Origin of the sequence: Flavobacterium sp., from assembly GCF_044368625.1 — a bacterium.
Lineage (GTDB): Bacteria > Bacteroidota > Bacteroidia > Flavobacteriales > Flavobacteriaceae > Flavobacterium.
Genome location: NZ_JBIPPD010000077.1, coordinates 1 through 13,165, shown reverse-complemented (window position 1 = coordinate 13,165; position 13,165 = coordinate 1). Strand labels below are relative to the sequence as shown.

At 35.5% G+C, this 13,165-nt stretch carries 14 protein-coding genes; 6 read left to right on the top strand and 8 right to left on the bottom strand.

Annotated elements, in window-relative coordinates:
* Positions 1–146: 146 nt before the first annotated feature.
* The 7 genes from ACIQ2X_RS07715 to ACIQ2X_RS07685 all read right to left on the bottom strand — a co-directional run bounded on the left by ACIQ2X_RS07715 (position 147) and on the right by ACIQ2X_RS07685 (position 6,894).
* Positions 147–551 (bottom strand): DNA primase, encoded by a 405-nt coding sequence (locus tag ACIQ2X_RS07715; protein ID WP_396178351.1) that lies wholly within the window; start codon positions 549–551, stop codon positions 147–149.
* Between the two features lie 9 nt (positions 552–560).
* Positions 561–1,532 carry a deoxyhypusine synthase family protein gene (locus ACIQ2X_RS07710; RefSeq protein WP_396178350.1) on the bottom strand — a complete coding sequence of 324 codons (972 nt, stop codon included), beginning with the start codon at positions 1,530–1,532 and terminating at the stop codon, positions 561–563.
* A gap of 88 nt (positions 1,533–1,620) precedes the next feature.
* The gene (locus tag ACIQ2X_RS07705; RefSeq protein ID WP_396178349.1) at positions 1,621–3,024 is read right to left on the bottom strand and encodes an arginine decarboxylase; all 1,404 of its coding nucleotides are present in this window, start codon (positions 3,022–3,024) and stop codon (positions 1,621–1,623) included.
* Positions 3,025–3,317: 293 nt separating this feature from the next.
* The gene (gene aroB / locus ACIQ2X_RS07700) at positions 3,318–4,385 is read right to left on the bottom strand and encodes a 3-dehydroquinate synthase (RefSeq protein WP_396178348.1); all 1,068 of its coding nucleotides are present in this window, start codon (positions 4,383–4,385) and stop codon (positions 3,318–3,320) included.
* 130 nt (positions 4,386–4,515) lie between these two features.
* The gene (locus ACIQ2X_RS07695; RefSeq protein ID WP_396178347.1) at positions 4,516–5,352 is read right to left on the bottom strand and encodes a flagellar motor protein MotB; all 837 of its coding nucleotides are present in this window, start codon (positions 5,350–5,352) and stop codon (positions 4,516–4,518) included.
* Positions 5,353–5,431: 79 nt separating this feature from the next.
* Complete coding sequence (locus ACIQ2X_RS07690) at positions 5,432–6,424, bottom strand: glycosyltransferase family 2 protein (RefSeq protein ID WP_396178346.1); 993 nt, start codon at positions 6,422–6,424, stop codon at positions 5,432–5,434.
* 20 nt (positions 6,425–6,444) lie between these two features.
* Positions 6,445–6,894 (bottom strand): type I restriction enzyme HsdR N-terminal domain-containing protein, encoded by a 450-nt coding sequence (locus tag ACIQ2X_RS07685; RefSeq protein WP_396178345.1) that lies wholly within the window; start codon positions 6,892–6,894, stop codon positions 6,445–6,447.
* Between the two features lie 113 nt (positions 6,895–7,007).
* Between ACIQ2X_RS07685 and holA the strand changes: the two genes are divergently transcribed.
* From holA to ACIQ2X_RS07655, 6 genes are all read left to right on the top strand, one after another.
* Positions 7,008–8,009 carry a DNA polymerase III subunit delta gene (gene holA / locus ACIQ2X_RS07680; RefSeq protein ID WP_396178344.1) on the top strand — a complete coding sequence of 334 codons (1,002 nt, stop codon included), beginning with the start codon at positions 7,008–7,010 and terminating at the stop codon, positions 8,007–8,009.
* A gap of 232 nt (positions 8,010–8,241) precedes the next feature.
* Positions 8,242–8,424 (top strand): CAL67264 family membrane protein, encoded by a 183-nt coding sequence (locus ACIQ2X_RS07675; protein ID WP_396178352.1) that lies wholly within the window; start codon positions 8,242–8,244, stop codon positions 8,422–8,424.
* A gap of 104 nt (positions 8,425–8,528) precedes the next feature.
* Positions 8,529–10,223, top strand: a complete 1,695-nt coding sequence (gene ettA / locus ACIQ2X_RS07670) for an energy-dependent translational throttle protein EttA (protein WP_396178343.1) — start codon at positions 8,529–8,531, stop codon at positions 10,221–10,223.
* A 411-nt stretch (positions 10,224–10,634) separates the two neighbouring features.
* Entirely contained in the window at positions 10,635–11,552 is a 918-nt protein-coding gene (locus ACIQ2X_RS07665; RefSeq protein WP_396178342.1) for a YihY/virulence factor BrkB family protein, read from the top strand.
* 56 nt (positions 11,553–11,608) lie between these two features.
* The gene (locus ACIQ2X_RS07660) at positions 11,609–11,797 is read left to right on the top strand and encodes a lmo0937 family membrane protein (protein WP_396178341.1); all 189 of its coding nucleotides are present in this window, start codon (positions 11,609–11,611) and stop codon (positions 11,795–11,797) included.
* Positions 11,798–12,013: 216 nt separating this feature from the next.
* Complete coding sequence (locus ACIQ2X_RS07655; RefSeq protein ID WP_396178340.1) at positions 12,014–12,184, top strand: lmo0937 family membrane protein; 171 nt, start codon at positions 12,014–12,016, stop codon at positions 12,182–12,184.
* Between the two features lie 137 nt (positions 12,185–12,321).
* Here the strand turns inward: ACIQ2X_RS07655 and ACIQ2X_RS07650 are convergent.
* A partial coding sequence (locus ACIQ2X_RS07650; RefSeq protein WP_396178339.1) for an acyl-CoA dehydrogenase family protein occupies positions 12,322–13,165 on the bottom strand: 844 nt, incomplete at its 5' end.

The window sequence follows — 13,165 nt, the reverse complement described above, 5'->3', positions numbered from 1 at the left end:
TTCATAAATAAAAAAAGTTTATTGAAACGAATTTCAATAAACTTTTGGAAACGTCAAATTTTATAATGCTTAACAGCTGTTTTACCAACTATTTTTGACTATTAAACCTGTATAAAAAAAGGAACTTTTTACAGTTCCTTTTAATTTTAGTCTTCGTCTTCGTCGTCTTCATCCTCTGTTGAAGGCTCGTCTCGATCTTCATCCTCATCGTCAAATTCAGGTTTGTCGACCATATCATCGTCGTCGTCGTCGTCGTCTGTACTTAAGTCATCGTCGCCCATATCAATTCCTTTGATAGGTTCCAATGGTGCTACTACATCATCGATTTCGTCGTCTTCGTCAAAATTTTCCAAGCGAGTTGCTAGTTTTGTACTGACTTTTACCAGATAAATCGTGTCTTCTGTTCTTACTTCAACAGCTTCAACAAGCTCATTTTTCGCATTTCTAAATCGGATAATATGGGAATCATCATATCCGTCTGGAAATCGTTCCACCAAAAGGTTTAGGATTTCGTTCGTTAATTTGGCATAATCAACAATAACTCTCTTCATACAATTCTTTTATAAATCTAGTAAATAAGCAAAAATTAAGGGAGCCACGATGGTTGCATCGGACTCAATAATAAATTTAGGTGTTTTAATGTCTAATTTTCCCCAAGTAATTTTTTCATTCGGAACAGCTCCAGAATACGATCCGTAACTGGTTGTCGAATCGGAAATTTGACAGAAATAACTCCAAAAAGGTACTTCGGTCATTTCCATATCCTGGTACAACATTGGAACCACACAAATTGGGAAATCTCCTGCAATACCTCCACCAATTTGGAAAAACCCAACACCATTAGCTGAATTTTTTGGATACCAATCGGCCAAGAATGTCATGTATTCAATTCCTGACTTCATAGTAGAAGCTTTCAAATCTCCTTTAATTACGTAGGATGCAAAAATGTTTCCCATCGTACTGTCTTCCCAGCCTGGGCAAATTATAGGTAGGTTTTTTTCGGCAGCGGCGTACATCCAACTGTCTTTCAAATCTATTTCGTAATATTCTTCTAAAACGCCTGATAAAAGCATTTTGTACATAAATTCATGAGGCAAATAGCGTTCTCCTTTATCGTCGGCATCTTTCCAAATTTTATAAATATGCTTTTGTAAACGTCTAAACGCTTCGTGTTCGGGAATGCATGTATCTGTTACACGATTTAAACCTCTTTCAAGTAAGTCCCATTCTTGTTCTGGAGTTAAATCACGGTAATTGGGTACTCGTTCGTAATGAGAATGAGCTACTAAATTCATGATGTCTTCCTCTAAGTTAGCTCCAGTACAAGAAATTATTTGCACTTTATCTTGGCGAATCATTTCGGCAAAAATCTTTCCGATTTCTGCAGTACTCATTGCCCCAGCAAGCGTTACCATCATTTTAGCGCCATTGGCTAACTGTTGTTCATAACCTTTTGCTGCATCTACTAAAGCCGCTGAATTGAAATGCAAATAGTGCTTTTCGATAAATTGACTTATTGGTCCTTTACTCATATCCTCTTTTTTTCTATTTTTTTTTTGCAACTTAAGTTCGCTTCAAAGAAAACGGTTTTTTTTGAAAATTCAAACTTAAATCAGGAAACTATTTTCTGTTGTAGCCTAAAATTTCTAATACTTGCTCGGAAGTTTGCTGTTCCGAAAAAACTTCGGTGGCTATAATTCCGTTTTCATCGCGATCAATCAAAATGTGTTTGGGTTGCGGAATCAGGCAGTGGTGTAATCCTCCGTATCCTCCAATGGTTTCTTGATAAGCTCCGGTATTAAAAAACCCAATGTACAACGGTTTTTCTTTGTTGTATCTTGGCAAATAAATGGCGTTCATGTTTTGTTCCGAATTGTAATAATCATCGCTATCACAAGTCATTCCGCCTAAAAGTACTCTTTCGTATGTGTCGTTCCAACGGTTGACAGCCAACATGATAAATCGCTTGTTGATGGCCCAAGTGTCGGGCAAAGTTGTAATGAAAGACGAATCAATCATATTCCACTTTTCACGGTCGTTTTGTTGTTTTTGGTACAAAACTTGGTAAATCGCGCCGCCACTTTCACCCACGGTAAACGATCCAAATTCGGTGTAAATATTTGGAACATCTACTTCAGCTTCATCACATGCAATCTTGATTTGATTGATAATTTCATCAATCATGTATTGGTAATCGTACTCAAATGCTAATGAATTTTTAATTGGAAACCCACCACCGATGTTCAAACTGTCTAGAGATGCACACTCCTTTTTAAGCGCTACAAAAACTTTGATACATTTTACGAGCTCGTTCCAATAGTAAGAAGTATCGGCAATCCCGGTATTGATAAAGAAGTGAAGCATTTTCAATTCTAAATTATCATTATCTTGAATTTGTTTTTTGTAAAATCCGACGATATTTTTGTAACCAATACCTAAACGAGAAGTGTAAAACTCAAATTTCGGTTCTTCCTCAGCGGCAATTCGAATTCCGATTTTAAATTTTCCTTTAATTTGGCCTTGAAGCAAGTCCAATTCTTCGTAGTTGTCAATAATAGGAATCGTATTCTTGTGTCCTCCGTTGATCAATCGAGCAATGTTTTCGATATATTGATCGCGTTTAAATCCGTTGCAAATTACATGCGTTTGCTTGTTGATTTTACCTGTTTCCAATAATTTTTCGACGATATTTACGTCAAATGCCGAGGAAGTCTCGATATGAATGTTGTTTTTAAATGCTTCATTCATTACGTATTCAAAGTGCGAACTTTTCGTACAATAGCAATAGTAATATTTTGCATCGTACTTGTTTTTTTCCATCGATTTTCTAAACCAAGATTTAGCTCGGTTGATATTGTTGGAAATTTGCGGTAAATAGGTAAATTTCAATGGAGTTCCGTATTGTTCCACCAATTTCATCAAATCGATATTGTGAAACTGTAAATGATTGTCCTTGTTTAAGTTAAATTCAGTTTGTGGAAAATAATACGTTTGGTTGATTAAGTCGAAATATTTTGTATTCATGAGCTGTAAAAAGATTTTGATTAAAAGTAAAATTAAAAGCGAAGTTTACTTTAATTCAAACCCTTAAATTGGCATAAATTATAGGTAATTTTTCATTTAAAATTAGCTCATACCTTCCAATCGAAATACTCCAAAAGTTTTCTGATACTGTAATACGATGCCAAAGTTGGTGCATCGCCTTATTCAGCCTTTTTTTATAATAGTGTTTTGAGAACTTGGAGGTACTTTTCTTCATTGGCACAAATGTAAAAAAATAATGATTCCGAATGCAAGCCTTTTGTACAAAAAAAACATTAAGATTTATAATCTTCAAATGCACTCATAATTACAGTAGTTAATACTTCTTGATTGAGTTTAACGTTCCCGATTCCGTCAAGCAGTACGAATTGTACTTTTCCGTATTCATTTTTTTTGTCGTGAATCAATAATTCACATATTGAATTGCGGTCGTTATCGCTGATTTCTACAGTTCCAAAAAGGGATTTCAGCGTGTTTTTTATTTGCAAGTAGTTTTCTGGATGTATTAAATTTTGCTCTAGCGAAAGATAACTTTCCAAAATCATTCCTACAGCTATGGCTTCCCCGTGCAATAGAGCTGATTTAGTATGGTTTTCTAAAAAATAACTTTCAATGGCATGTCCCAAAGTGTGTCCAAAATTCAAAGCTTTTCGAATGCCGTTTTCTGTGGGATCTTGTTGCACAATTTGATTTTTTATAACGATGGCTTTGTGAATCAAAGCATCCAAATCACTCAAATCTAATTGAGATAAATCCTGAAATAAATTCCAATACTCTTGGTCGGCTATCAAGCCGTGCTTGAGCATTTCAGCCAATCCTGAACGCATTTGTCGCTGTGGCAGTGTGCTTAAAAATTCGGTTTCAATTACAACCATTTTGGGATTGGTTATGGTTCCGATTTGATTTTTTAAAACTCCTATATCCACTCCATTTTTTCCACCCACGGAGGCGTCAACCATTGCTAATAATGTGGTGGGAATATTGATAAAATCAATTCCACGCTTGAATGTGGCCGCTATAAAACCTCCTAAATCAGTAATGACGCCGCCACCCAAGTTCAAGATAATGCTTTTTCGATCGGCACCCAACTCGGTCAAAACGCTCCAAATTTCGGTACAGGTTTGAATGTTTTTGTGTATTTCTCCAGATTCAATTTCGATAATTTCAAAAGGAATTTCGGTGGATAAATGCGGTAAAAATTCCGGTAAACAAAGTTCGCTTGTGTTTTCATCTACTAAAATAAAAATCTTGGAATACTTATTTTCGTCCAAAAAATGGTTTAAAACAGGAAACGCATTTTTATTAAAAACAATTGAATAATCGGTTGCAAATAAAGTGTTCATGTTGCGGAGTTTGATTTGCAAAAGTATATCTTTTTACTAAAAGTACGGTGCGACTTTCGGTCAAAATTGGCATTAAAAAAAGGTTTGAAGCTGTGCCTCAAACCTTTTTGAAATTTTCCAATGAATGGAATTATTTTGATGGTTTTTTCATTTCTTTTTCAATCATGTCGTAAAATTGATCGATTTTTGGAAGTACTACAATACGTGTTCTTCTGTTGGTCATTCTACTTTCAGCTGAAGTGTTTTCAACTAAAGGAACAAATTCTCCACGACCTGCAGCAATCAAACGTTTTGGATTTACACCGTGCTCTTTGGCCAAAACTCTTACAATTGATGTTGCACGTTTTACACTTAAATCCCAATTATCCAATAAAGTACCGTTACTTGTAAACGGAACATTATCCGTATGACCTTCTACCATACATTCGAAATCAGGTTTGTCGTTAACCACTTTGGCTACTTTTCCTAAAATTTCTTTCGCACGATCACTAACTACGTAGCTTCCGCTTTTGAACAAAAGTTTATCAGCGATGGAGATAAAAACCACTCCTTTTTCTACATTAATTTCAATATCTGGATCAGACATACCAACTGTACGCTTTAAACTAGTAACTAACGCCAGCGTAACACTGTCTTTTTTCGTTAAAGCGTCTTGCATTCGAGTGATTTTCAAATCTTTCTCTTTGATACTTTCCAATGCTTTTTCCACATTTTCAGCTCCTTTTGCAGTAAGCGTCGTCATATTGCCCATATTGTTGATTAAGTCGGAATTATTTTTCTTTAAAAATTCCAATTGACCCAACATTCCTTCTTTTTCTGCCAGACAAGTATTTAATTTAACAGTAGCAGTATTCAATAAGTCTTGAATTTCTTTGTTTTTTGTTTCTAGTTCTGCAATTTTCTTCTTCGTACCACACGAAGTAGCCAAAAAAGCCACTAATGATAAGGTTAAAAATACTTTTTTCATAATTGTTTCTTTTTATTAATTTGAATACAAATTTAGGGTTAATTAGAGATTAGCCGGGGATTAAATAACTAAACTATTGTTAAATTACGTCTCCAAACACCTTGCCGCTTTTTACAAAATAGGCAAAAACAACAGATTTAGTTTTGAAATAATTTTTGCGTTGTAGGGGTTCACGTTTTTTATAAAACTTCCTAAACTGACTGTAAAATGCAAAATGTGCGTTTAAAATAGCCAAAAAGTGCCGCGGTTTCCCTTGAATAATAAAGTAAACTCCCGCAAGTCCATCTAAAACCATTCGTATAAATAGCGTTGAGAACAGTTTATTTGAAGGTACATTTTTAGTCAGCATGAACAATGAATTTCGGAAATTCAAAAAGGTCTTTTTAGGACTTCCTTGTTGCAAAGTTGCTCCACCTATATGATAAACCACCGAATTCGGGATGTATTTAATGATCATTTTTTTATTAAAAGCACGCCAACATAAATCGATTTCTTCTTGATGTGCAAAGAAATCCACATCAAAACCATTTAAGCTATGAAAAGCGTCACTTCGGATAAAAAAGCACGCTCCCGAGGCCCAAAAAATTTCGATGGCATTATTGTATTGACCAAAATCATTTTCAATGGTTTCAAAAATACGCCCACGACAAAACGGATAACCGTAAGAATCTATAAAACCACCTGCTGCACCTGCATATTCAAATTTACTTTTATTTTTAAAATCGAGTATTTTAGGCTGTAAAATGATTGTTTCCTTTTCATTGGAGAAAGCTTCCCGGATGGGTTCCAACCAATTGGGTGTTACTTCGATATCCGAATTGACCAAAGCGTAAACATCAGCATCCACATACTTGAGTGCTTCATTATACCCTTTAGCAAAACCAAAATTGTGCTGATTCTGAATGATTTTGATTTCAGGAAAACGACTTTTTAAAACATCAATGGATCGATCGGTCGAAGCATTGTCGGCAACGTACAAATCGGCACCTGATGAATAAGCAATGATTTTTGGTAAAAATTGTTCCAGTAAGGAAGCTCCATTCCAGTTCAAAATGACAACAGCTACTTTCATTTGTATGGTAAATTCGTAAATTAAATAAGTTTTGGATGAGGCAATTCTTGCAAAAAATGATAACATTCATTTTCGAAATCCATTTGGCAAAAGTAGTGATCCAATCCGTTTGTAACCATTAAATAGTTGGCTTTTAACGCCAAATTATAACGGGCAATTTGATCAAAAGTATGCTGACTGATTTTTATTTCCGGCGCTTTACATTCAACAAGTAAAAAAATCGAGCCATCGGGGTTGAAAACAACAATGTCGTAACGCTTGGTTAAGTCATTGATTTTAATTCGTTTTTCAACATTTATCCACGATTTCGGATAGTTTTTTTCGGATAGTAAATACCGAACCACGTGTTGGCGTACCCATTCCTCTGGAGTTAGAATGATAAACTTTTTCCGAATTTCGTCAAAGATGGCGACTTTATTTTCGCTATTTTTGAAACGAAACTGATAAGGTGGAAATCGTAGTGGTTGCATAAGGCAAAAATAGTTAAATTAGTTACAGGTTCTAAGCTTTAGAGAGCACAACTTTAAATTTGACCCGAGGCGAAGACGAAGAAAGCGAAGCTAAACCTGAATTTTGAAAAAATATGGACGAAATTATTAAAATTGTTAAAGACATTAATGAAAAACGCATCAAACCCATATACTTTTTGATGGGTGAGGAGCCATACTACATCGATAAATTATCGGATTATATTGAGCAAAATGTGTTGTCCGAAGAAGAAAAAGGATTCAATCAAACCGTTTTGTACGGTCGGGATGTGGAAGTCGAAGATATTATTTCGACTTGTAAACGCTACCCGATGATGGCCGATTATCAGGTTGTTATTGTCAAAGAAGCCCAAGATTTATCTCGTACAATTGCCAAATTAGAGACTTATGTGTTAAATCCTACACCTACAACGATTTTGGTTATTTGCTACAAATACAAATCGCTCGACAAACGAACGACGCTTTCCAAAGTGTTGCCCAAACACGGACTTTTATTTGAAAGTAAAAAATTGTACGACACTGCTTTACCCCAATGGTTGAAGCGTGTTTTATCGGGTAAAAACTTGAATATTGAGCCGAAAGCTTCGGCAATGTTGATTGAATTTTTAGGAAATGATTTGAGTAAAATTGCCAATGAAATCGACAAACTAGCTATTATTCTGCCGCCCGGTTCGACAATCACTCCCGCATCGATTGAGAAAAATATAGGTTTCAGTAAAGATTTCAATATTTTTGAATTTCAGAAAGCCATCGGACAAAAAAACGTGGTAAAATCTTATTCTATTGCCTATTATTTCCACGAAAACCCCAAGGATCACAACGTAATTGCCGTAACAGGAATTTTGTTTAGTTTCTTTTCAAAAGTGTTGCAGTACCACGGTTTGAAAGATAAATCTCCAAAGAATGTAGCGAGTGCACTCAAAATTAGTCCGTTTTTTTTAACGGATTATGATGTAGCACTGAAAAATTATCCGATGCGAAAAGTAAGTCAAATTGTGGCCGCTTTGCGGGATATTGATGTCAAAAGTAAAGGAGTTGGCGGTACATTAAACGATAAAGAATTATATAAAACATTACTTTACACGATTTTCAACTAAAAAATACCCATTTGTAGGGAGAAAATATTATCGAACAAGTTTTAATTTTGCCCTTTAGTTGAGTTAGTATATGGTTTAAAGCAGGCAAAACATCTTTTTTGCCTGCTTTTTTATTGTTTTTCAGTAGATTATTAAAAATAGTTTAGGCCTAAATGAAATGATTTATTTAAAAAAGCACTTGAATTTCTTGTTCTTTTATCCTTTTTACGATATTTGCGGTAAAACTAATGATATGGGAATGAATAAAAACACCATTTTAGGATGGGCAACTTTCATAATGACTTTGATGGGACTATTGCTTATAGGCTTAGGGATTTTTAGATACAGTGATGTTTCCGGCTGGGGCTTTGCCGCTGTAGGAATTGGATTTTTTGCGATTGCGTGGGTTTTCAATGCGTTAAAAGGCCGTGTTTGATTTTGGCGAAAGCCTGAAAAATCGCCAGTAATACGTGTTTATAGCAATAGCAAATCAGTATTTATAGTTATATTTGTGGTCATTTAAAAATAAAATTTACAATTATGTCAGACGATAAGAAAGTCATATTTTCGATGCAAAAATTGAGTAAAACCTACTCAAGCAGCGACAAACAAGTACTTAAAAACATTTATTTGAGTTTTTTTTACGGTGCTAAAATTGGTATTTTGGGTCTTAACGGTTCGGGAAAATCATCTTTATTGAAAATCATTGCTGGTCAGGATAAAAATTACCAAGGCGACATTACATTTGCACCGGGATACACTGTTGGCTATTTGGAACAGGAACCCCAACTGGACGAAACCAAAACGGTTATCGAAATTGTTCGCGAAGGTGTTGCCGAAACAATGGCTGTTTTAGCAGAATATAATGAAATCAATGATTTATTTGGTCTTGAAGAAAACTATTCTGATCCAGACAAAATGGATAAATTGATGGATCGACAAGCCGCTTTGCAAGATAAAATTGATGCTTTAGGTGCTTGGGAAATTGATACCAAACTTGAAATTGCAATGGACGCTTTGCGTACTCCTGATCCTGACACACCTATTAATGTGCTTTCGGGTGGTGAAAAAAGACGTGTGGCTTTATGCCGATTATTGTTGCAACAACCCGACGTTCTTTTACTGGATGAGCCTACCAATCACTTGGATGCTGAAAGTGTGCTTTGGTTGGAACAACATTTGGCTCAATATTCAGGAACGGTGATTGCAGTAACGCACGATAGGTATTTCTTGGATAATGTTGCGGGTTGGATTTTAGAATTGGATCGAGGAGAAGGTATTCCGTGGAAAGGAAATTATTCTTCTTGGTTGGATCAAAAATCAACACGAATGGCTTCTGAAGAAAAGGTAGCTTCTAAACGTCGAAAAACGTTGGAACGCGAATTGGACTGGGTACGTCAAGGAGCCAAAGGCCGTCAGACCAAGCAAAAGGCGCGTTTACAGAACTACGATAAATTATTGAACGAGGATCAAAAACAATTGGATGAGAAACTCGAAATTTACATTCCGAACGGACCTCGTTTGGGTTCGAATGTGATTGAAGCGACCAAGGTGGCCAAAGCTTTTGGAGAAAAACTGTTGTACGACGACTTGAATTTTACGTTGCCACAAGCGGGAATTGTGGGAATTATCGGGCCCAATGGTGCGGGTAAATCGACTATTTTCAAAATGATTATGGGCGAACAAGCTACGGATTCGGGATCATTTAAGGTAGGGGAGACTGTGAAAATTGCCTACGTAGATCAGTCGCACTCGAATATTGATCCAAATAAATCCATTTGGGAAAATTTCTCAGAAGGTCAGGAACTCATTATGATGGGAGGTCGTCAAGTTAATTCGAGAGCGTACTTGAGCCGATTTAATTTTGGAGGAAGCGATCAAAATAAAAAAGTTTCGATGTTATCAGGTGGAGAACGAAACCGATTGCATCTTGCCATGACGTTGAAAGAGGAAGGAAACGTGCTTTTACTGGATGAGCCAACGAACGATTTGGATATCAATACGCTTCGAGCATTGGAAGAAGGTTTGGAAAATTTTGCCGGTTGTGCCGTGGTTATTTCACACGACAGGTGGTTTTTAGATCGAATTTGTACCCATATTTTGGCTTTTGAAGGTAACTCTGAAGTGTATTTCTTTGAAGGAAGTTTTAGCGAATACGAGGAAAATAAAAAGAAGCGATTGGGTGGCGACTTGACACCGAAACGAATTAAGTACAGAAAATTAATTCGAAATTAGAATAAATTAGAAATCCCAATGTAAAAGTTGGGATTTTTTTTGATTTAACTTTGTTGAGTATCGTAAATAGCCATTAGATTGGTTGAATTAGTATTGAGTTTTGGGTTTAAGCAATTTTTAAAGGGGTTGAATGTTTTAGGATAATTGAAGTGTACATCTGTCCCGCGTTAGGGATTGTAGTGGAAATCCTTTTTTGTGGCTTTTGGCTTCGCCTGTTTGCAAAAGCTCAAGTCTGCCACAAAAAAGATTGGAACGGAAAGCCTGACCCCGATTTTTCATCGGGGTAACGCCCAAAAGAATATTCTTGTAATGAAGTAATTTTTTCTCTGCCAAAAATGTTATAACTATTTATAAGAACGCTATAATGTACTTTATGTTTTACCGACTAACTTTGTTTGCAAAACAATTTTAATGAGAAAGAAACAGTTATTTCAGAATTTTTGGCAACTATTGAAACACTCTTTTGACGCATTTTTAGACGACAACGCGATAAAATTAAGTGCTTCTTTGTCCTATTACACCATTTTTTCGCTTCCGCCCTTATCTATCATTATATTATCAATCACCGGATTTTTCTTTGGAGATGAAGCGGTTAGGGGTCAGTTTTTTGGACAAATTAATGGATTTGTAGGGAATGATGCTGCAGCCGTAATCCAAGATACTATAAAAAACATTGAGTTGTCGGACAGCAATGTTTTTGCTGCAATTTTTGGAGGAATTATGCTCCTCATCGGGGCTTCTGGCGTTTTTGCAGAAATCCAAAGCTCTATTAATTATATTTGGGGGCTTAAAGCAAAACCCAATAAAAGTTTGGTAATGTTTGTAAAAAATAGATTGATGTCGTTTTCGATGATTGCTTCGGTTGGGTTTTTACTGCTTGTGAGTCTCACGGTAAATACTGTAATGGATGTATTGAATGAAAGGTTGGCTTTTTATTTTCCTGACTTAACAGTTTATGTTTTTTATATTTTAAACACAATCATTTTGTTTTTGACTACTACATTGCTATTTTCGATTATTTTTAAAACGTTACCAGACGGCAGAATGATATGGAGGGATACTTTTATCGGAGGTGCTTTTACTTCATTCTTTTTTATGTTGGGGAAATTTGCCATAGGATTTTACCTTGGCAATTCTAGTGTAGCAAGTATTTACGGAGCTGCTGGATCGGTTGTGATTATATTGGTTTGGGTGTATTATTCGGCCATTATTCTTTATTTTGGAGCAGAATTTACGAAGATTTATAGTACTAGATACGGGCGAAAAATTATCCCTAATGATTATGCGGTTGAAATCCAAAAGGAAGTGTACGAAATTGAAAATAAATAATTTTGTAACATTTTCAATTTATTATATAACAAGTTGAAGATCAAAAAACACGAAATTTGTACTATAACAAACCAATAAAAAAAGCTATGGGAAATTTATTGTACACAGTCGCAGTTATTTTGATTATCATTTGGGCAATCGGATTTTTAGGTGGATTTGTCACTAGTGGAATTGTTCACGTTTTACTTGTAATTGCTGTAATCGCTGTTATATTAAGAGTTATACAAGGTAGAAAACCTTTGTAAGATATTTAAAGATTGTTTTAAATTGTTTTTGGTGAGACGGCCTTCTGGAATTTTTTTCAGAGGGTCGTTTTTTTTGTTGTAAGTTATAAAACACTGATTTTAATTGTATAACATATAGCTAATATTTTGTAAGTACGTTTTTTAACGGAATAAGTAATTTAGTGTAGAGAAAAAAAGGTTCAACAAATTAAAAAATTAACAATTAAAACAGACATTATGGGAAATTTACTGTACACAGTTGCGGTTATTTTAGTAATCATTTGGGCTTTGGGCTTTTTTGGGATTTTAGGAACAGGAATCGCAACTTCAGGACTAATTCATGTTTTGCTTGTAATTGCTGTAATCATTGTATTACTTCGTGTAATTTCGGGACGCAGACCTTTGTAGGCTTGAGTTAAATGGCATTATATTGTACAACCGCTTTTAGTGAAGCGGTTTTTTTATGTAATTTATAAATTTTGGAAAAAAGAAAAGCCGTTGATGAAGTCAACGGCTTTTTCTACACAAACTAAAAACTATATTAACTAAAAGCAATATTCATTTTCTGAAATTAATTTTGAGGCTATTGTCTCGCGTAAAGCAATAACATTTGGTAAATTATTGTATTTAGTAAAACGACGTAAACCCATTAACATCATTCGTTGTTCATCACCTTCGGACATGGATGCAATTCCTTCTTTTCCTTTGGTATTGATAATATCAACAGCTTGGTACAAATACAATTGAGCCATTGCTATTTGTGCTTTTACTTGGTCTTGTCCTTTTGATTTTGCTAATTTTTCGGTACGTAAAATGGTAGATTCTGCCATGTAAATTTCGATTAAAATATCAGCGGCAGCCATTAAAAGTTGTTGGTGACCATCCAAATCTGGGCCGTATTTTTGAACAGCACTTCCTGCAACCATTAAAAAGACTTTTTTCAGCTTGGCTAATATTTCTTTTTCTTCTGCAAATAATTCAGAATAATCCGGAGTGTCAAAATCTGGAATTCCCATCAATTCTTCGGCTACTTTTGTTGCAGGACCTAACAAATCGACATGACCTTTCATTGCTTTTTTAACCAACATTCCTACTGAAAGCATTCGGTTGATTTCGTTAGTTCCCTCATAAATTCGCGCAATTCGTGCATCACGCCAGGCACTTTCCATAGGAGTGTCTTCGGAAAATCCCATTCCGCCAAAAATTTGAATGCCTTCGTCGGCACAATTTTGAATATCTTCTGAAATAGCAACTTTCAGAATTGAACATTCGATGGCAAATTCTTCCACGCCTTTCAATTCTGCTTCTTGGTGCGAAACACCTTCTGCAACACGCGCTTGGATGCGGTCTTCGATGGCTTTTGCTGCACGATATGAAGCACTTTCACCG

Bases quoted from the DNA above. Each gene is read 5' to 3' on its own strand.
- ACIQ2X_RS07675 (WP_396178352.1), top strand. From the start codon at position 8,242: ATGGGAATGAATAAAAACACCATTTTAGGATGGGCAACTTTCATAATG.
- ACIQ2X_RS07685 (WP_396178345.1), bottom strand. From the start codon at position 6,894: ATGCAACCACTACGATTTCCACCTTATCAGTTTCGTTTCAAAAATAGC.
- ACIQ2X_RS07655 (WP_396178340.1), top strand. From the start codon at position 12,014: ATGGGAAATTTACTGTACACAGTTGCGGTTATTTTAGTAATCATTTGG.
- aroB (WP_396178348.1), bottom strand. From the start codon at position 4,385: ATGAACACTTTATTTGCAACCGATTATTCAATTGTTTTTAATAAAAAT.
- ACIQ2X_RS07690 (WP_396178346.1), bottom strand. From the start codon at position 6,424: ATGAAAGTAGCTGTTGTCATTTTGAACTGGAATGGAGCTTCCTTACTG.
- ACIQ2X_RS07665 (WP_396178342.1), top strand. From the start codon at position 10,635: ATGAGAAAGAAACAGTTATTTCAGAATTTTTGGCAACTATTGAAACAC.
- ACIQ2X_RS07695 (WP_396178347.1), bottom strand. From the start codon at position 5,352: ATGAAAAAAGTATTTTTAACCTTATCATTAGTGGCTTTTTTGGCTACT.
- ettA (WP_396178343.1), top strand. From the start codon at position 8,529: ATGTCAGACGATAAGAAAGTCATATTTTCGATGCAAAAATTGAGTAAA.
- ACIQ2X_RS07705 (WP_396178349.1), bottom strand. From the start codon at position 3,024: ATGAATACAAAATATTTCGACTTAATCAACCAAACGTATTATTTTCCA.
- ACIQ2X_RS07710 (WP_396178350.1), bottom strand. From the start codon at position 1,532: ATGAGTAAAGGACCAATAAGTCAATTTATCGAAAAGCACTATTTGCAT.
- ACIQ2X_RS07715 (WP_396178351.1), bottom strand. From the start codon at position 551: ATGAAGAGAGTTATTGTTGATTATGCCAAATTAACGAACGAAATCCTA.
- holA (WP_396178344.1), top strand. From the start codon at position 7,008: ATGGACGAAATTATTAAAATTGTTAAAGACATTAATGAAAAACGCATC.